Genomic DNA, 19,788 nt, shown 5'->3' on the forward strand with positions numbered 1-19,788 from the left:
AAAAACGATATCAACTGGTTGAGTTGTTCTATTTTGATGGCAAGAAAGCTTATTATGCAATATGGTAAAGTCATCCTAAACGCAGATGTCAGGAGCTTCCTTCCATTGTCTGGGATCCTTAGCCAAGAGGCGGGTGCAAGCTTCAGTCAGGCCCAGGATGACAGACTTCTGTTCTAATTTTTCCAAAAATATTTACTCCTTACATCAAACTCAGGTTAAATTAAGCTATTGATGGTCTGATAAATTTTGACTGTCAGGGAGATTTTCAAGATACAAGATTTTATTATTGTTTCTATCAACCAAACTTGCTTGTTCAAGTATTTTTATCTACTTTAGTCAAAATGTTGAATAAATTATCCAATGATTGCTATTGCTAAGCTCAAAATATAAGTCTAAGTCCATAAAACATTTTGAATTTATTCCGCTGCAGACGTGGAAGCTCCTTTAAGCTTGCTTCTAACAGAAGGAGATAACATTATATTAAGCTCACGCAACTGTTTTTCTGTTACATTACTAGGCGCTTGCATTAGCAAATCTTCAGCTTGTTGGTTCATAGGAAATGCTATTACTTCGCGTATATTTGCAGTTTCTGCAATAAGCATCACTATACGATCAATACCAGGAGCAATACCGCCGTGAGGCGGTGCGCCAAATTTAAATGCTCTAATCATACCACCAAACTCTTTATCTACTTCTTCCTTGCTGTATCCAGCAATTTCAAAAGCTTTATACATAAGTTCTGGTTTGTGGTTCCTTACCGCTCCACTTGAGAGTTCTATACCGTTACAAACTATGTCATATTGAAAAGCCTTGATCGCTAATAACTCTTCTTTAGTTTTTGCCTTTTCTAGGATTTCAAGCCCTCCTTGTGGCATTGAAAAAGGATTGTGGCTAAAATCAATTTGTTTTGTTTCTTCGTTGATTTCATAAAATGGGAAGTCTGTTACCCAACAAAACTCAAAGCGGTCATCGCTAATAAGCTCTAGTTCATTGCCAAGTTTTATTCTGACTTTACCAGCTAACTTTGAAGCTACCAACTCTTCAGCGCACGAAAAGAATACCGCATCACCATTAGAAATTTTTGCTGATTTTTTTAGTGCTTCTAGTTGGTTAGTTGGTAAGAATTTAGCGATTGGTCCTTTCGCTTCGCCATCCTCAGTAAATTGTATATACCCAAGTCCTGATGCTCCTTCATCAATTGCAAACTTAATCATGTCATCAAAAAATTTGCGAGATTTTATAGCAGAGCCTGGGGCAGGGATAGCTCTAACAACTGAACCTTTTTTAATTGCCTCTCTAAATACGGTAAACTCTGAGTCTTTAAAAATATCTGTAACATCAGTAATCTCTATTGGATTCCGAAGATCAGGTTTGTCCGAGCCGTATTTTAGCATTGATTCAGTATATGGGATTCTAACAAACGGTGCTTTTGAAACTTGCTTATTACCAAATTTGCTAAAGATTTCAAACATAATTGGTTCAATAGCAGCGAATATATCATCTTGTGTTACGAATGACATTTCGATATCAAGTTGATAAAACTCTCCTGGAGATCTGTCTGCTCTTGCGTCTTCGTCCCTAAAACATGGAGCAATTTGAAAATATTTATCAAACCCAGACATCATAAGCATTTGCTTGAATTGCTGAGGGGCTTGAGGTAAAGCGTAAAACTTACCAGGGTGCAATCTGCTTGGAACTAGAAAATCTCTTGCTCCTTCTGGCGAGCTTGCTGTTAATATAGGAGTTTGAAATTCGGTAAAGCCAGAATTACTCATTAATTTCCGCAAGTGAGAAATTATATTCGACCTAAGCATAATGTTTTTATGCAATTTTTCTCTGCGTAAATCCAGAAACCTATATTTAAGGCGTGTATCTTCAGGAGCTTCCTGTTCAGCGTTAACAATTAGAGGTAACACATCAGCTTCTGATTCAACTAGGTACTTGTTAGCAGCTACCTCAATTTCGCCTGTAGCCATAGATTTATTGGCTGTGTCAGCACTTCGAGCTACCACTTTTCCTTCAATCGTAATGACGCTTTCATAGCGCAAGTAGCTAGCTTTATCCTTTAGTTCTAGGTCTTGATCAGTAAAAACTAATTGCGTTATGCCGTAATGATCTCTAATATCTACGAATAATAAATTACCATGGTCGCGACGTCTATGAACCCATCCTGATAATTTAACAGTTTGACCAACGTGCCCTTTGTTTAGTTCATTACAGTTATGAGTTCTGAATTTATGCATATATATTAATTTAGTGTTATTTATCTAGCTGATAAATATATATAGAAAATAACCATTTTAAGCAATCGAAAACTCATGAGAATTATAGCTGACCAGAAAGAATTTGAGCTAATTTGTGGAGAATTAGCTCTAGAATCTGTTATTTTCATGGATACAGAGTTCTATAGAAGAAAAACATATTATGCTAAGCTAAGCCTAGTTCAGATTGCTACAAGAGAGCAGAGAATAATAGTGGATGCTTTGGCAATTACTGATATTAGCCCATTAAAAGAACTGCTGTTAAATGAAAAAATTTGTAAAGTTTTTCATGCCCCAGATCAGGATTTTGATATTTTTCTTCATTTGTTTGGTAAATTACCTAAGAATATATTTGATACACAAATAGCAGCTGGTGTTATAGGCCTTGATGAAGTAATGGGTTATGGTAGGTTGTGTAAGGCTTTGCTGAATATCAACATAGACAAAACAATGCAGAAAGCGAATTGGCTTGAGAGACCACTGTTAGAAGAGCTAATTGAATACGCAATTAAGGATGTGGAATATTTGATTCCTCTTTATAGGGAATTATCTAACTCTATTAACAGTAGAAATTTATGGGAAACTTATAAAGCTAGAAGCCATAAACTGTTAGACACAGAATCTTATAAAATAAATCCAGAAAAAATGATAAAGAAAATGGGCCTTCAAGAAAGGTCTAGTGTTTTTAGGGAGAATTTTTCTCATTTTCTGATGCTAAGAGAAGAATGCGCTCAAAGTGTCAATTTGCCTAGAGGGCACTGTGTCTCTGATCAAGATTTAATTAGAATTTGTGAAACATTACCAACAACTGATCGAGATTTGATAAAGTTGCAAATTGAACGTTTACCTATAGCCAAGAAGCCTTTTAAAGATAAATTGTTTGAATTATGTTTAGGCCTTCGTGAATTATAAGTTGTAAAATTTGCAATAAAGGTTTATTTTTACAAATTCAAGGCTCTTAAGTCAGCTGAGTTGTTACGTTGTAATTGTTGGGATCTAAATACTTTACCAAACTGAGGTTATATTACTAAATGAGAATTATCCTGGTTAGCATGTTTAGTGCTATCATTTTATTTGCAGCACAATTATTTGCGTCTGATTATCCTCAGACTCAGGTTGAGAGAGAAATGGATGAGATGGGTTCTTTGCTTGGCGGGGAAGGAATAATTTTTAGACCTGGTAAAGAGAGAAGCAATGCTACTAAAGCAAAAATTGGCAATGTAAACAAATATTTGTTTCAGGCGTCAATTGATGTACTAAAATTTGCTCCTCTATCTTCTGCAGACAGTAAGGGTGGCGTCATCATTACTGAATGGTATAGTCCAAAAGATCAAAAAAACACTCAATTTAAAGTAACAGTGTATATCAAAGATGACCTTATTACTCCTGAAGGACTAGAAGTAATTGCTTTTGAACGTAAAAGAGTAGATGGAAAATGGTCTGAAGATCATCAATCTTCTACAATTGCAAAAGTTTTAGAAGATAAAATTATTCGCAAAGCTAGAGATTTATATTTACAATCTGCTAGGTAATTTCTATGGGCTTCTTAAAAATCGAGAAAAAATGGCAACAATTTTGGCATGAAGATAAAGCATTTATTGCTTCAAAAGACAAGACAAAACCAAAATATTATGTCCTTGAAATGTTTCCATATCCTTCTGGAAAATTCCATGTTGGACATTTGAGGAATTATTCCATTGGAGATGTGATTTCCAGATATTTTCGTGCTACTGGTTATAATGTCTTGCATCCAATGGGCTGGGACGCTTTTGGCTTGCCAGCCGAAAATGCAGCTATAAGCAATAACTCTCATCCTGGCCAGTGGACATATGCAAATATAGACGCAATGCGTGACCAGCTAAAAACTGTTGGTATTTCATATGATTGGGATCGAGAACTTGCAAGCTGCTCGCCTGACTATTATAAACATGAACAACAATTTTTCATCGATCTTTACAATAAAGGACTAGCATATCAAAAGGAATCTTCGGTCAATTGGGATCCTGTTGACAACACTGTGCTTGCTAATGAGCAAGTAATAGACGGACGTGGTTGGAGATCTGGAGCGGTAGTTGAAAAAAAATATTTGAAACAGTGGTTTTTGAAGATCACTGACTATGCTGAGGAATTGCTAAATGATATAGATTCTTTAGAAGATTGGCCTGATAATGTTCGGACCATGCAAAAAAACTGGATTGGTAAATCAGAGGGTGCTCGGTTTTATTTTGACATTGTTGGTATGGATGAAAGGATAGAAGTATATTCTACTAAGCCAGAAGTAATTTTTGGGGCAACATTTGTTGCCTTGGCGTACAATCATCCTATTCTTGCAAAAATAGCGAAAAACAAAGAGATAGAGGCGTTTATTACTAAATGCGCTCATACTTCAACTTCCGAATCAGACGTCGAGAAGGCTGAAAAAGAATGTGTGTTTACTGGCCTTGAGGCAATTCATCCTTTTGATAGGAGTTTAAAGATTCCCGTAGTAATAGCAAATTTCGTATTAATGGATTACGGTACTGGAGCTGTATATGGTTGTCCATCCCATGATCAGAGAGATTTTGAACTTGTACAGAACACCAAAGGCCTTACGATGATGCAAGTTGTGGATAGCAAGCAACATGAAATTGATCTAGAGAAACAGGCTTATATCTATGAATTAGATGACGTAATAATTAACTCGGACTTCTTGGATGGGTTAACTGTTGCCCAAGGTAGAGCAAAAATTATCGATAAATTTGAAGAACTTGGTATAGGCAAAAGAGAAATCAATTACCGCTTGCGTGATTGGGGAGTTTCTCGTCAGCGTTATTGGGGGTGTCCGATCCCTATCATTTACTGCCAGTCTTGTGGAATTGTTCCAGTTCCGCCTAAAGATTTGCCAGTAGAGCTTCCAAGTGATGTTAGTTTTGATATACCTGGAAACCCTCTGGATAGGCATCCAAGTTGGAAGCATGTTGATTGCCCAAAATGTTTGTCAAAGGCTATCAGAGAGACAGACACATTTGATACATTCTTTGAGTCATCGTGGTACTTTACAAGATTCTGTAATAATAATGCGGAAAGCATGGCGGATAAAGATGATTGCGAGTATTGGCTTCCAGTTGATCAATATATTGGTGGTATTGAGCACGCGATCTTACATTTACTTTATGCGCGGTTTTTTACGAAGGCAATGGCAGACGTAGGCTACTTAAGTGTACGTGAGCCCTTTAAGCGTTTGCTTACTCAGGGAATGGTCCTTCATGCCACATATAAAGACAAAAATGGCCAATGGCTGTATCCAGAAGAAGTAATCGAAAAGGATAATAAGTTTTACCACGCAAAAACTAATGAAGAAGTTTTTAAGGGTAAGATAGAGAAGATGAGCAAATCTAAACTGAATACTATTGATCTTGAAAGTATGCTTAGCTCCCATGGTGCTGATAGTATAAGATTGTTTGTTTTATCAGATAGCCCTGCAGAAAAAGATTTAGAGTGGTCGGCAGCTGGTTTAGATGGTTGTAAGAAATTTATTACCAGGCTAGTTGCTCTAGTGGAAAAATTAAGCGAATTGAAAGTAACTTCGGTTGTTAATAGTAAATTGCAGATGCAAATTCATGCAACTATAAAAAATGTTTCAGACGACATAATGCACTATCACTTGAATAAAGCGATTGCAAGAATTAGAGAGTTATTTAATTCGGTGAATGACGAACTTGGTTTAGCAAATTCAGATACAAAATCAATAATAGAAGCAACAAAGACTATGGTTCAGTTGTTAAATCCATTTATACCTCATATCACAGAGGAGTTGTGGCAAAAACTTGGTAATACAGTTCCTTTGTATAAAACCAATTGGCCCAAATCGGATGAGACAAAACTAAAGACTGACAGCTTTATTATGGCTATTCAAGTAAATGGAAAACTTAGGGCAACCCATGAATTTTCAACTTCAGACTCAGATGAAGAAGTAAAAAATTTGGCTAAGTCTTTGCCTATTGTTAGTAAACATATTGGGGAAGCTGTGGTTAAAAAGATAATTATCGTTCCTCGCAAGATAGTGAATATTGTTATTTAAATGAGAATTGCCAAGTTTATTGCTAATAACGGGATATGTTCTAGAAGACAGGCTGAAAAACTTATCGAGCAAGGTGTTGTTTCTATAGATGGTAAAATAATCAATAGCCCGGCAGTGAATATCAGCGAAAATAATGTAATTATCGTGAATGGTCAGAGGCTAAGGCATGATAGTATCACTCGACTTTGGATCTATTATAAACCAATAGGATTAATTACGACCCACCTGGACCCTCAAGGTCGAACAACAATTTTCGAGACTTTAGAAGGTAAATTACCAAGAGTTGTATCAGTGGGCAGACTAGATATCAATAGTGAAGGCTTGCTGTTGCTTACTAATTCTGGTGATTTAGCGAGATACTATGAATCACCAGCTAATAAAATTGAAAGAATATATAAAGTACGTGTTTTTGGGAGAGAAAAAGAGCTTAATTTTCAAAATCAAGCAATAGTAATAGATGGAATAAAATATCACCCGAAGTCAATAAAATTAATCAATAAAGTGTCGGCTAACTCTTGGTATGAGGTGATTTTAACAGAAGGTAAGAATCGTGAAATTCGTAAGATTTTTGAGCATTTCGGTTTTGAAGTCAGTAGGTTAATTAGAACAAGTTTTGGTAGCTATTCACTTGGAAACTTGAACCCTGGTGAATTTAGAGAAGTAAAGGTAGACCGGGTATGATAGCATATTGGATTATGGAGTAAGGTCATCCTGAGCTTGACTTGCGGGATCATGGGTAGCATTAGATGTTGAATCAGCTTCAGCATAACAATAATTACGGAATGAGATCTTGGGTCAAATCCGGGATAACGCTTACTTTTTAGGTAAAAAATAAATGAGAATTATTGCTGGTAAACATAAAAATAGAGTGATCCCAACACTCAAAAAATCTGATTACCGACCTTCAACAGCAAAGTTTCGTGAAGCGTTGTTTAGCATTTTGTCGTCAGGTAATTTTGCGGATACTAGGTTAATCAATGGCGCACAAGTGCTTGATCTTTTTGCCGGAACAGGTTCTTTATCCTTTGAAGCGTTATCACGCGGTGCTAACAGTGTTACTTTAGTCGATAGTTGCCTAGAACACCTTGATTTGGCTATGGAGTTTGCCAGAAAAATTGGAGAGATCGATAATATTAGCGTGCTTGTTACCGATGCCACATTTTTACCAAAAGCGGAGAGAAAATACAATCTTGTATTTATGGATCCGCCATACAATAAGAGGTTTGTCGTTAAATCGTTGATTTGTTTAGTTAAAAATGGTTGGCTTACGAATGGCGCTATAATTGCAGTGGAGATGAATAAGCGTGAAAGTATAGAGCTTATGGATGGGATCTCTCTGGTAAAAGAAAAGGTTTATGGTAACAATAAATTATTAATTCTCAAGTATGACCAAAAATAAGAGTACGTATTCTTGCACTAGTTGTGGAAGTGTGACCAGCAAGTGGATAGGGCAGTGTCCGGAATGTCTAGAGTGGGGCACTGTTATAGAAGAATCTGTATCTGCTAGTAAAATTATAGTTCCTAAAACTGGTAGCGTACAAGAAATACATACTCTTGCGGATAAAATTGAGTCAACGATTAGAACAAAAACGCCAATTGAAGAGTTAAATCGTGTTTTAGGAGGTGGATTAGTAGCCGGTAGTGCAATATTGATTGGAGGCGATCCTGGTATTGGAAAATCAACTCTACTCTTACAACTTTGTACAAGCTTAGCTAGTTCAGATATTGGATGTTTGTATATTACAGGTGAGGAATCTACCAATCAAATTAAGCTGCGAGCCCAAAGGCTTGGTATTCACGACAATAAAACTGGTTTGTTAGCAGCCACAAATGTTGAGGATATAATCTCAACGATAGATCAGAATAAGAAACAGCTAAGCGTGGTTGTTATCGATTCTATCCAAACAATTGCTTCGAGTGAGTTTTCATCTGCTCCAGGGACTGTTTCACAAATAAGGGCTTGTGCTCATCAACTCATACATTATGCCAAGCAAAATAATATTACATTACTCTTAGCTTGTCATGTGAATAAAGATGGTCAGCTTGCTGGTCCAAAAGTTTTAGAGCATATGGTTGATACTGTGCTTTATTTTGAAGGTGATCACAATAATCATTTTCGTATATTGCGTTCGATTAAAAATCGATTTGGTGGTGTTAATGAAATTGGTGTTTTTGAGATGACTTCTCATGGGCTTGTAGAAATTTCTAATCCCTCTGAATTGTTTTTAATGGAAAGAGAAAATAATGTTAGTGGTAGTGCAGTATTCGCTGGTATTGAAGGTTCAAGGCCTTTGCTCATAGAAATTCAAGCTTTAATAGCGCCAACCAATATGGCCACACCTCGTAGATCCGTTGTTGGTTGGGACAATAATCGATTATCCATGATTATAGCAGTTTTAGGAGTAAGGTTTGGTCTTAACTTGAGCTCGCATGAAGTGTATTTAAGCGTGGCTGGTGGATTGCGTATAACCGAACCTGCTGCTGATTTGGCTGTTGCTGCTGCCTTGATTTCTGCAGCAAGTAATAAGCCTTTACCCCAAGGTAGTATTTTTTTTGGCGAGGTTGGGCTTTCTGGTGAAGTACGGAAAGTAGCTCAGACTGAAGCGCGTATAAAAGAAGCAACCAAATTAGGGTTTATTTCAATGTATTGTTCCTCTAAACAAAAATTCAATGGCTTGCAGCCAATTATGCACCTAAAACAGCTAAAAGGTTTGGTGTAAAACTTTTATATCACTAACAAAGAAAACCTAAATATATATAGGTTGAGTAAAATGTTGTTGAGTTAGCAAAAGCAACGAACCAAAAAATTTTCAATTATTTATTATATGAAATAACCAGTTGTCCAATCATGTTTACATCAGGCTAGTTAATAATAGTAAACTAATTAAAGCTTGACTAAGAAAATTGTAAAATTTACTATAAATATGTTAATTTTACCAATATTTATGAGGAGAGCGTTATGAAGGTTGTGAATTTTCAAGGGAATGTAAGTATTGAGAAGTCTCTGGTAAAAATAGATAAGACGGGAATGGCTTGGCAGATACTACAGCATGCTTCTTTCATAGATGGTGATTTTGTTGGAATTGATATTTTAAGCGAGTTATGTGGCAGTAAAAACGAAAAGACAAAGGAATATATAACCTACCTAAGTCAGCAATCGTTAGTAGAGATGGTTAGTGTAAACTTTGCTCTTGGTATTAAAATTCCTGTAATTGTACAGGATGCAGTAAAAAAATATATGATTAGTAATAAGCCTGTTAGCCATTCGGAGAATGTAGTATTTAATAGATTATTGCAGATTTTTGACAAATTAATGCCGACGGTGCAAAGGGCGCCTGAAGATAGCTGGCCTGTAGCTAAGTTATTGATAGATAATATTGAGAAATTATTATCACAAACGGAAAAGCTTACAACAAAAGTGGCAGCTAATTTGCATGATAAGCTTGCTATGTATTATCTAAACATTGAACAAGATTTAACTGCTAGTTTTGAGCACCAAAAAAAGGCTATTCATATAAGAAAGATGTTTAGTGATAAAGATGCTGAACTAGCAAAAAGCTTTGATCAAATGGGTACTATCCTACAAGAAATGAGCGACCTTAAGCAGGGCTTGCAATATGCAGAAAAAGCTCTTGATATGTATAAATCTCTGAGTGCTGATGGTGCCAAGAGTCTTGAACTTGCTAAGAGTCTTGGTAAGGTAGGAGTAGCGCATTATAATTTGGGTAATAGAGAAAAAGCCCTAGAATATAACAAATCATCATTAGAAATGTATCGGGCGCTGTATGGTGGTAATAGTTCAAATGGTGTTAATAGTGATGATAATGATAGTAACAACGACTATGCTGGAGCTAATGATGTTTTAGTGGCTCATGCTCTAAATAGAGTTGGTGGTTCATATATGGGTCTTGGTAATAATATTGAGGGCCTGGTGTATTTAGAGAAAGCTTTGGCTATGTACAGGGCTATCTTTAAAGAAGACAATCATATTGATATTGCTGACGTGCTAAGCAATATTGGTGTTTGTTATGTGGCATTGGGAGACGAGAAGCAAGGTTTTAAATGTCAAGAGCAAGCGCTAAAAATATTTAAATTGGTCTATAAAACTGAGCATTCCAGTATCGCAAAAAGTATTAATAACCTTGCTGGATATTATATAAGAGCAGGAGAGTTAAAAGCAGCTGTACAACAATACGAAGAGGCTTTGAAAATACTAAAAATCTTACATGATGGTAACCACCAAGATATAGCCTTAGTTCTGCACAATCTTGGTATGGTTTACAATAACTTGAATCAATTAGATAAAGCTGTAGACTATTGTGAACAAGCACTTCAAATGCGAAAAATCGTTTATCATGGTAAGCATCCTCTCCTTACAACTAGCCTAAATAGTCTTGGTACGATTTACGAAAAACTCGGGCAAACTGATAAGGCTTTGAAATATAAACAAGATGCTCTCAAAATGTTGCATGAATTAAATTTAGGAGAGCATCCAGCGGTTTCTAGTAGCTTGGCTAATGTAGGTCATTCTTATGAAGCAATTGGTTACCATGCGAAGGCCTCAGTGTTACGCACTAAGGCTAAAATGGCTGAAGATAAGTTTGAAAAGGGAATAGAGGAATTTGGCTATATAGAAATTGAGAGTAACTCAATAATAAAGTTTAGTGCTATAGATGATGCTACTTTGAGTGTGATGAAAAAAATGCTTAAAGTTTTGAATAAAATATCAGAGCTTAGCAGCAACGGTGGTTGGAGTCAAAAAACAGTAGCTAGTTGGATTGATAAAGCAATTAGTAGTATTACTGATAACAATACTGGTCATGATTATTCGGTATATTTTTCAGATAAATATCTAAAATCTCAACTAGGTGATTTGGCCTCATCAAAAAATATAGAAATAGCTAAAATGTTATGTTTTGAGGCCATGAATCTTGGCTTAGCAATGAATAATCAGAGCTGGGATCAGGAAATATCATATGTTCAGGCTATTGCTGCGAGTAATCCAGAACTAGTTAAAAAAATTCTATCAACGCATCCTGATTACTTTGTTGATGGTAAAATATTAAAAGCCTGTATCATGGACCCAGTAATTGTTGCTGAGTTGCTTGGGGGGCAGATAGATAGTTATGATTTGGAAACGTTTGATGTATTGGGTTGACCGGTTGTGAATGCTGCAGTTCGTTATCTCGGGGCTTGATGGCTTTGTAACACCTTCGGCCCAAGATCTTTTTTTAGTTGTTTGAGATCCTGAAACAAGTTCAGTATGACAATACGTGTTTGGGATGAGATGCAATTACGCGCTCATCTCCGATCTTGCTTGTGAATGACATAGTCTTTCATCCCGTGATCTCTGGATCTTTTTACTAGGAGTTTTTTAGTTGCATGAGATCATGGGTTGACAGCATCATGCTAATCCATCAAGGTTAAGAAACAATACGTGTTCAGGATAAATAATTTCCTAGTTTTTTATGTATGTTGCAAAAGATGGAGAATGGTGGGCGATAGAAGACTCGAACTTCCGACCTCTACGATGTCAACGTAGCGCTCTAACCAACTGAGCTAATCGCCCTAATACAGGGCTACATAACTAATTTAATGGCTATGTAGATCAAGTTTTTTACTCTTAATTTTATTAAACTTCAAGAATTTAATTTGCTAAAAGATAAAAAACATCATAAAAATATAATAAAAATGCGGTAATTTGATGAGTTTACTTGATAAGGCTTATAATAACCATTTGAATTTTATTGTAGCTCTAGATGGTCCTTCGGCTTCAGGTAAGGGGCATATAGGATCTTTGATTGCAGAAGAATTTAGTCTAACTTATGTATCGTCTAGTATTATGTATAGAGGCCTTGCGTATATTTGTTTGCAAGAAAAAATTGCTGTAAATGACGAGACAAGGATTATAGAGCTATCGCAAAATACAGACATTATTTCAAGAACTAAAGGAGTGGATCTTAATGTTGAGATAATAGGGGAATTTGCATCAAAGATTTCGGTATTATCTCAGGTTAGACAAAATCTAGGTTTTTACTTAAAAAAATTAATCAAAACAACTCCTAGAATTATTATGGAAGGGCGAGATATTGGGACCGTGGTTGCGCCGAATGCAGACTTAAAAATCTTTATTACCGCATCTGCAGAAGTCAGGGCAATTCGGAGATATAAACAGTTGCTTATGGCTGGAAAAGATTGTATACTCAGCGACGTTTTGGACCTCTTGAGAAGTAGAGATGAGCGGGATATATCTCGCGAAGTGGCTCCTCTAGTACCGGCAACTGATGCTTGTATTATTGATACAACTAATCTTACCACAGATCAGGTAGTCCAGAAAATAAAAGATATTGTCAGTAAATCGTTATTGTAAAGTGCCGCCGATTTACTTATTTTGTTAATTTAAAAATTTGGCTAAATTTGGCATTTATTTAGTCATTCACATGAATTCTTATGACCATAAAAAAAAGATTTGTTCCTCAGCTTGCAAACGTTGCTCCATCAGACGAAGATTTCGCAAAATTACTTGAAACGGTAACCACTTCGCATGTAAAAGAAGGCTCCGTAGTAAAAGGCCAGGTAGTAGAAACTACCTCTGAAGTTATTGTTGTTGATGTAGGACTGAAAAATGAAGGCAGAATTGCCGTTAGCGAATTTCAACTGATAAAGGGGCAAGAACTTCCTAAAGTTGGAGACATCGTTGATGTGTATGTAGAGAAAGTTGAAGGTAGAAGGGGAACGGTTCTTAGTCGTGAAAAAGCAATCCGTGAAGAGTCGTGGGTTAAGCTTGAGAGAATATTTGAGAAGACTGAAAATATTATTGGAACCATATTTGGTAGAGTTAAAGGTGGATTTACAGTTGATTTAGATGGTGTTGTTGCTTTCTTACCTGGTAGTCAAGCAGATGTTAGGCCTATCAAAGATCCAACAGTTTTCATGGGTATACCGCAGCCTTTTCAGATTCTTAAAATGGATAGAAAACTTGGTAATATTGTTGTTTCAAGAAAAGCAATTCTTGAAGAATCAAGGTCCGAAGAAAGAGTAAAAATGCTCGCTAACATTAAAGAAGGTGATGTTCTTGATGGTATTGTTAAAAACATTACAGATTATGGTGCTTTCGTTGATCTTGGGAGCGTCGATGGCTTATTGCACGTAACTGATATTTCTTGGAGTAGAATTAACCACCCTTCTGAAGTCCTTAGCTTTGGTCAAGAAATAAAAGTTATGGTGATTAAATTTAATGAAGAGACTAAGAGGATTTCTCTTGGTATGAAGCAGCTCGATGCAAACCCATGGGAAAATATTACTGAAGAATTCCCAATTGGTAAGGTTATGTCCGGTAAAATTACTAATATTGCTGATTATGGTGTATTTATTGAACTTAAAGATGGCATTGAAGGTCTGGTCCATTCTTCTGAGATTGCTTGGGGTAAGTCTAGTCAAAATCCTAAAAAACTGTTGAATATAGGTCAAGAAGTTGAATTTGTTATCCTTGATGTTGACACTGAAAGACATAGGATTTCTTTAAGTATTAAAAAATGCCAAAATAACCCATTAGTTAAATTTGCAGAACAAAATCCTGTTGGCAGTATTATTAAAGCTCCAATTAGAAATATTACTGATTTCGGTATGTTCGTTGCTTTAGACGAGAACACAGATGGAATGATTCATGAATCTGATATTAGTTGGGAAAACGACGGAGTAGAGTTATTAAAGAACTATAATAAGGGCGATGAAGTTGAGTGTAAGGTTCTTAATATAGACATAGAGAAAGATAGAGTAGCTCTTGGAATTAAGCAACTTACAGAAGAACCTGATCAAGTTGTTGTTGTTGATACGTACAAAAAGAATATGGTTGTAACTTGTGTAGTAATAAGTACAAACAATGACGGAGTTGAAGTAAGCGTTGACAATAATGCTACTGGTTTTATTAAGAAAATTGATCTTTCTACAGAAAGGTCAGAACAAAAATCAGAAAGATTTGTTGAAGGTGATAGAATTGATGCTAAGATTATTTCTATTGAAAAAAGTGGTCGTAGATTAAATTTATCAATTAAAGCCTTAGAAATTGATGAACGTGAAAAAGCGATCAAAGAGTATGGTTCTACTGATAGTGGAGCAAGTCTTGGTGATATTTTAGGGGCAGCGCTTGGAGAAAAAGAAGAAAAAAAATAAACCATAATTACAGAACCTCATGGTGAGTCAGAGATAACTGTGTGAAAGCAAAGACATAGTTATCCTGAACTCTAATTGAGATGCTGAATTTATATTGGGGCTTGCGCCTACCTTTGTCCCAGCATCTCATGAGACAGAAGAAAGTCCCGGATTAAGTCCGGGATGACTTAAGGCGACGTCATGCTAAATTTGTAAGTTACCCTGAACTTAGTTTTGGCGAAGCCTTGCCTCTTGGCCTAGCGCCTCATGAAATAGAAGAAGATATCTGAATTTAAAACTCTACAGACTATTGTTGGATAGTCGTAGAAAAATGTAGCGGCTTATATGGATAGTATTTTAATAAAAGGCGGAACTCCTCTTATTGGTGAAATAAATGTTAGTGGTTCTAAAAACGCTTCATTACCAATTATGGCAGCTTCATTATTGACAGAGGATGTTTTGCAGCTTAGTCGCGTACCTAAGCTATCAGATATAGCAACTATGAAAGCTTTGCTAGAAAATCATGGTTCTGTGGTTACTTCAATAGAATCTGAGGATGATAATCACTCTTTAAATTTATCTTCTTTTAAGGTGAGTGATTATACTGCTCCTTATGCTATTGTTCGTAAAATGAGAGCGTCAATTTGGGTTCTTGGGCCACTATTGGCAAGGTTTGGTAAGGCAAAAGTATCACTGCCTGGTGGTTGTGCAATCGGTGCAAGACAAGTTGATTTGCATATTGCGGTTATGGAAGCTCTTGGAGCGAAAATAAAAATTAAAGATGGATACATTCACGCTAGCTGTAATGATAAGTTACAGGGGTGTCATTTTGCTTTTATTAAACCTTCTGTTGGTGCAACTATTAATGCTGTGCTGGCCGCTGTCCTTGCAGACGGAGAATCTTATTTTTTAAACTGCGCCAGAGAGCCAGAGATTTCAGACTTGTGTAATTGCCTTGTAAAAATGGGTGCAGAGATAGAAGGGATTGGATCAAGCGAACTCAGAATTGTTGGCAAAAAAAAATTACACGGAGCAAGTCACAGAATTATTCCAGATAGAATTGAAGCCGGTACTTATATGTTGGCTGCAGCAGCAACTCGTGGCGATGTTACGTTAAGAGGAATTGGCTATGATATAATAGAAAATCTTGCTCAGAGAATGAAAGAAGCTGGTTCTCAGATAGAATGCGGTGAAGATTACATTCGTGTTAGACATAAAGGCGTAATTAAGCCAGTAAATATTTCTACACAGCCATATCCTGGATTTGCTACAGACCTTCAGGCTCAATTCATGAGTTTTATGACACTTTCTGACGGAGTATCGATTATTTCTGAGAATATTTTTGAGAATAGATTTATGCATGCTCCAGAACTGTGTAGAATGGGAGCAAATATTATAATCAACGGGAATAATGCTGTAGTTCATGGGGTAAAAGAATTAATGGGAGCAGAAGTAATGGCTAGTGATTTAAGAGCTTCAGTTTCTCTAGTTATATCTGGGCTTTGTGCTAGTGGTGAAACAAAAGTGAGAAGGGTCTATCATTTGGATAGAGGGTATCAAGCTTTGGAAAAAAAACTTATGAATTGTGGAGCTGAGATTATAAGAGTTGCTGGAGATTCTGTATAATATTTGAGTAAAAATTATGTACATGGACAGCTATATGGGTACTGAATTGATTAATTAGGTCATCTCCAAGGCTTGATCCGTTGGTTATCTCCGTTTTCTGAGATTCTGAAACAAGTCCAGTATGACTATAACGCCAGTTTAATAAAAGTAAATCTGTGATAAAAGAAGCTATTATAATAGATGGTAAAAAAATTAGCGAAGTAATACTCGCCGATTTAAAGACTAAGATTGATAATGATAAGAAGCAAGGGCTAAGACCAGCTAAACTTGCTATAATATTAGTTGGAGATGATCCATCAAGTGCAATATATGTACAAAATAAAATTAAGGCTGCGGTAAGAGTTGGTATAACAACTGAGCTTAAACAATTTGATAACAATCTTCCAGAAAAAGTACTTTTAGCTGAAATTAGCCGATTGAACAAAGATCCAGAAATTTCTGGAATTATTATTCAACTTCCGTTGCCAGATCACATCGATAAAGCAAAAATAATAATGGCTGTGAATCAGGAAAAAGATGTAGATGGATTTCATCCAATAAATATAGGGTTATTATATAGCCCATTCGAGAATGGTTTTGTTCCTTGTACGGCAAGAGGATGCCTTGCGTTGATAAAATCCTGCGTTGAAGATTTAGTAGGCAAAAATGTTGTGATAGTTGGTAGATCGAATATTGTTGGGAGACCACTTGCTGCTTTACTTCTTAAGGAAGATTGTAGTGTTACGATTTGCCATTCAAAAACTAGAGATTTGGCATCTATTACATCAAGAGCTGATATTGTAGTATCAGCGATTGGTAAACCGCAATTTCTTACAAAAGAGTATTTTAATCCTAATGCTGTTATTATAGATGTAGGAATCAATCGCTTAACTTTAGAAAATAAATCTATAATGGTAGGTGATGTTGATTTCCAAGTTGTAAAAGATCATGTAAAGTATATTACACCAGTTCCAGGCGGAGTAGGGCCTATGACAGTTGCTTATTTACTGGTGAATACCTACGTTGCTAGTTTGAAGCATAGATAAATAGTAGATATAAAATGGACAAGAGATTTATTCAAGAAATAAAAGAAATCATCACATCGGCTGGTAGAATTGCCCTTGATGTTAGGGAGCGTGGTCTTGAGATAAAAACCAAAGAAGATAACTCTCCTGTAACTAATGCCGATATACAAATCAGTGATTATATATTTACCAAGTTACTAGAAATTATGCCATCTATACCTGTTGTTTGTGAAGAAAGAACATTAGTTGATATAACAGATAAAAAACAATTTTGGCTTATTGATCCAATTGATGGAACAAGAAGTTTTATCAAAAATAATGATAGTTTTACCGTAAACATAGCAATGATAGATGATAAAACCCCAACTTTTGGTTTTGTATATCTTCCATCTAAAGATCGTCTTTATTTTACTGATGAGAATATGGATTTTTGTATCCAAGAAAATGGTAAAATTGTTGGCAATAATAAACACAAAAAAGATGGGCTTGTAGCAGTTGTTAGCTCTCATAACTTTAATTCCGAAACAGAAAGTTATTTGAAAGAAAATGAATTTTCTGAAATTATTGCAGTTCCTAGCTCTATTAAATTGTGTATGATTGCCGAAGGGGCGGGAGACGTTTATCCTAAGTTTGGCCCAACCATGGAATGGGATACAGCTGCTGGTCATGCGCTGGTAAAGTCAGCTGGTGGGTCAGTTCGTACTTTGTTAGGTGAAGAAATGGGCTATGCGAAAGAAGGGTTTTTGAATCCTGATTTCATTGCTGCAAACAAGAAATGGGCTGAATTCACTTTGAACTAGGTGTGTTATTTCTTGTTGTGACAAGAAGGGCTCGTGCAACATAGCAAATTCTTCTGACCATGGCGGCTTCACATATCAAAAACCTTTGCAACTTCCTATCCTCTAACCATTTTTGTTCCAGCTTATCAAAACATTTCTTTTCTATTAACTGTTATTTATTGACTCTATTAATACACTGTGTAACAATGAAATCGGTTTTGTAACCTAAATTTATAAATATGCTTAATTAACTCGATGTTTTATAACCGTTTTAACATCACTATTATTTTCCTTATTATTATCGGCTAAGGCCGATACATATTTTCACGTTCATTTTTATTATTAAATCCTAGTTTTTTAAGTTCATTCATATAATGAGGTTGTATATGCTTACTCTAAGGCATAAATATTTGCCATTTTTTATGTGGCTTTGGCCATTGCTTTTTTTTGCTTATCAATTTATTTTACGTCTTTGGCCAGGTTTGATGATGCATCAAATCATGGATCAATTTTCCATAGACGCTAGTCATTTTGGTTTGCTCGCCGCGTTTTATTATTATGGTTACTCCATAATGCAAATTCCTGTTGCGATTTTACTAGATAGATTTAGCGCGAGACGCATTATTTTTATATTCGCTGTTCTTTGTGGACTTGCTACTTTAACTTTTACCTATACAAGTAATTTCTATTTAGCATTACTAAGTAGATTTTTGATAGGTGTTGGTTCAGCAGTCGGGTTTTTAGGTGTTTCTAAAGTGGTGTCTGAATGGTTTCCCAAAGCTCAATATGCAAGAATGGTAGGTTTTTCATTCACTTTTGGACTCACGGGAGCGATCTATGGAGGCAAACCTGTGAGTATACTGATAGAAACCTATAGTTGGAAAACGGTAGCTCTAACTCTGGCGATTGTTTCAATAACACTCGGTTTTGCCACATATTTTGCTTTACGTTCACCGCAAAATATAAAAAAATCTATACCAGAAGAAAAGTTTAAAATAGCAAATTTTAAGGCTATTCTTGCTTCGCCTTCTATTTGGTTTTTGGCATTTTCTAATCTGTTTATGGTAGGCTCATTAGAAGGGTTTGCCGATGTTTGGGGGGTGCCATATTTAATGACTGCTTATGGTATAAATAAAGGAGATGCGGCTGGGCTTATATCATTTATATTTTTTGGCATGCTTTTTGGTGGTCCATTGCTTGCTTTGTGTAGTAAAAGATTCGGTAATTACTCAGTTATTGGAATGTGCGGATTTATTATGGCACTTACCTTTGTCTTGCTATTACAGAGTAAAACATATAATCCCTTAACGCTTACTTGCTTGTTTTTTGTACTTGGTATTATGTGTTGTTATCAAGTAATTGTTTTTTCAGCAGGCTCTAGCCTTGTAGAACCTAAGAATTTGGGTGTTACCATCGCATTTTTAAATTGCATCAATATGTTAGGTGGTTCATTTTTTCATACTGTTATAGGTAAGATAATGGATGTATTTTGGGTGGGGTCTCTGAATGATTCCGGCCTTAAAATATATGATATTAATGCGTATAAATACTCGCTTAGCGTTGTGCCAATATGCGCCTGTTTAGGTGCAATAATAGTAGTTTTGGTTGGTTTGAGAGTACAAAACTCATATAATCAAGTTAAATCAGAAAAATTTTTGGTTTCAGAAAGTTAATATATAATGTCCGTACTGACTTTAGAATAAATAGTACTATTAAAGTATTTGCTAAATTCAGTACAGACAACCAAATTAAAAAAATTTTTAATTATTAGAGAGTCTTTGACTACTATATCAAACATTACTTATGTAAATGTTTCTATGCTTTTTACGTAGTCTCTCCGTCAAAACTCTAAATTTTTGATATAATTTCAAGAATTTCAAAAATAAATCACCGCACATTCATTTTTT

Annotated in this window: 14 protein-coding genes and 1 tRNA gene; 13 read left to right on the forward strand and 2 right to left on the reverse strand. The window is 35.7% G+C overall.

The genetic code is table 11. The features are described from left to right. Positions 1 to 416: 416 nt before the first annotated feature. On the reverse strand, positions 417 to 2,243 hold the full coding sequence (gene aspS / locus Megvenef_RS00410) for an aspartate--tRNA ligase (protein ID WP_322776039.1): 1,827 nt from the start codon (positions 2,241 to 2,243) through the stop codon (positions 417 to 419). A 75-nt stretch (positions 2,244 to 2,318) separates the two neighbouring features. Here aspS and Megvenef_RS00415 point away from each other — a divergent pair, with 75 nt between their 5' ends. The 7 genes from Megvenef_RS00415 (at position 2,319) to Megvenef_RS00445 (ending at position 11,479) form a co-directional block, all read left to right on the forward strand. Next, positions 2,319 to 3,173: a ribonuclease D gene (locus tag Megvenef_RS00415; protein ID WP_322776040.1), complete on the forward strand. Its 855-nt coding sequence runs from the start codon at positions 2,319 to 2,321 to the stop codon at positions 3,171 to 3,173. Positions 3,174 to 3,292: 119 nt separating this feature from the next. Then, on the forward strand, positions 3,293 to 3,793 hold the full coding sequence (locus tag Megvenef_RS00420; protein ID WP_322776041.1) for a DUF3576 domain-containing protein: 501 nt from the start codon (positions 3,293 to 3,295) through the stop codon (positions 3,791 to 3,793). A gap of 5 nt (positions 3,794 to 3,798) precedes the next feature. Then, the gene (gene leuS / locus Megvenef_RS00425; protein WP_322776042.1) at positions 3,799 to 6,321 is read left to right on the forward strand and encodes a leucine--tRNA ligase; all 2,523 of its coding nucleotides are present in this window, start codon (positions 3,799 to 3,801) and stop codon (positions 6,319 to 6,321) included. Continuing rightward, positions 6,322 to 7,002 (forward strand): pseudouridine synthase, encoded by a 681-nt coding sequence (locus tag Megvenef_RS00430; RefSeq protein ID WP_322776043.1) that lies wholly within the window; start codon positions 6,322 to 6,324, stop codon positions 7,000 to 7,002. A 154-nt stretch (positions 7,003 to 7,156) separates the two neighbouring features. Then, complete coding sequence (gene rsmD / locus Megvenef_RS00435; RefSeq protein ID WP_322776044.1) at positions 7,157 to 7,720, forward strand: 16S rRNA (guanine(966)-N(2))-methyltransferase RsmD; 564 nt, start codon at positions 7,157 to 7,159, stop codon at positions 7,718 to 7,720. Then, a complete protein-coding gene (gene radA / locus Megvenef_RS00440; RefSeq protein WP_322776045.1) occupies positions 7,707 to 9,041 on the forward strand; it encodes a DNA repair protein RadA in 1,335 nt (444 codons plus the stop codon). Before rsmD ends, radA begins: the two co-directional genes overlap by 14 nt. 239 nt (positions 9,042 to 9,280) lie before the next feature. After that, positions 9,281 to 11,479 carry a tetratricopeptide repeat protein gene (locus Megvenef_RS00445; protein WP_322776046.1) on the forward strand — a complete coding sequence of 733 codons (2,199 nt, stop codon included), beginning with the start codon at positions 9,281 to 9,283 and terminating at the stop codon, positions 11,477 to 11,479. 334 nt (positions 11,480 to 11,813) lie between these two features. Here the strand turns inward: Megvenef_RS00445 and Megvenef_RS00450 are convergent. After that, positions 11,814 to 11,890 (reverse strand) — tRNA-Val (locus Megvenef_RS00450). 132 nt (positions 11,891 to 12,022) lie between these two features. Here Megvenef_RS00450 and cmk point away from each other — a divergent pair. The 6 genes from cmk (at position 12,023) to Megvenef_RS00480 (ending at position 19,554) form a co-directional block, all read left to right on the forward strand. Beyond that, the gene (gene cmk, locus Megvenef_RS00455) at positions 12,023 to 12,691 is read left to right on the forward strand and encodes a (d)CMP kinase (protein WP_322776047.1); all 669 of its coding nucleotides are present in this window, start codon (positions 12,023 to 12,025) and stop codon (positions 12,689 to 12,691) included. 80 nt (positions 12,692 to 12,771) lie between these two features. Next, a complete protein-coding gene (locus Megvenef_RS00460; protein ID WP_410519739.1) occupies positions 12,772 to 14,493 on the forward strand; it encodes a 30S ribosomal protein S1 in 1,722 nt (573 codons plus the stop codon). 324 nt (positions 14,494 to 14,817) lie between these two features. Then, entirely contained in the window at positions 14,818 to 16,098 is a 1,281-nt protein-coding gene (gene murA, locus Megvenef_RS00465; protein WP_322776048.1) for a UDP-N-acetylglucosamine 1-carboxyvinyltransferase, read from the forward strand. A gap of 158 nt (positions 16,099 to 16,256) precedes the next feature. Then, complete coding sequence (locus tag Megvenef_RS00470; protein WP_322776052.1) at positions 16,257 to 17,123, forward strand: bifunctional 5,10-methylenetetrahydrofolate dehydrogenase/5,10-methenyltetrahydrofolate cyclohydrolase; 867 nt, start codon at positions 16,257 to 16,259, stop codon at positions 17,121 to 17,123. Positions 17,124 to 17,137: 14 nt separating this feature from the next. After that, positions 17,138 to 17,902, forward strand: a complete 765-nt coding sequence (locus tag Megvenef_RS00475) for a 3'(2'),5'-bisphosphate nucleotidase CysQ family protein (RefSeq protein ID WP_322776049.1) — start codon at positions 17,138 to 17,140, stop codon at positions 17,900 to 17,902. A 365-nt stretch (positions 17,903 to 18,267) separates the two neighbouring features. Beyond that, positions 18,268 to 19,554 carry an MFS transporter gene (locus Megvenef_RS00480; protein ID WP_322776050.1) on the forward strand — a complete coding sequence of 429 codons (1,287 nt, stop codon included), beginning with the start codon at positions 18,268 to 18,270 and terminating at the stop codon, positions 19,552 to 19,554. Positions 19,555 to 19,788 lie beyond the last annotated feature (234 nt).

Source organism: Candidatus Megaera venefica (assembly GCF_034554655.1).
Classification (GTDB): Bacteria; Pseudomonadota; Alphaproteobacteria; order Rickettsiales; family Rickettsiaceae; genus Megaera_A; species Megaera_A venefica.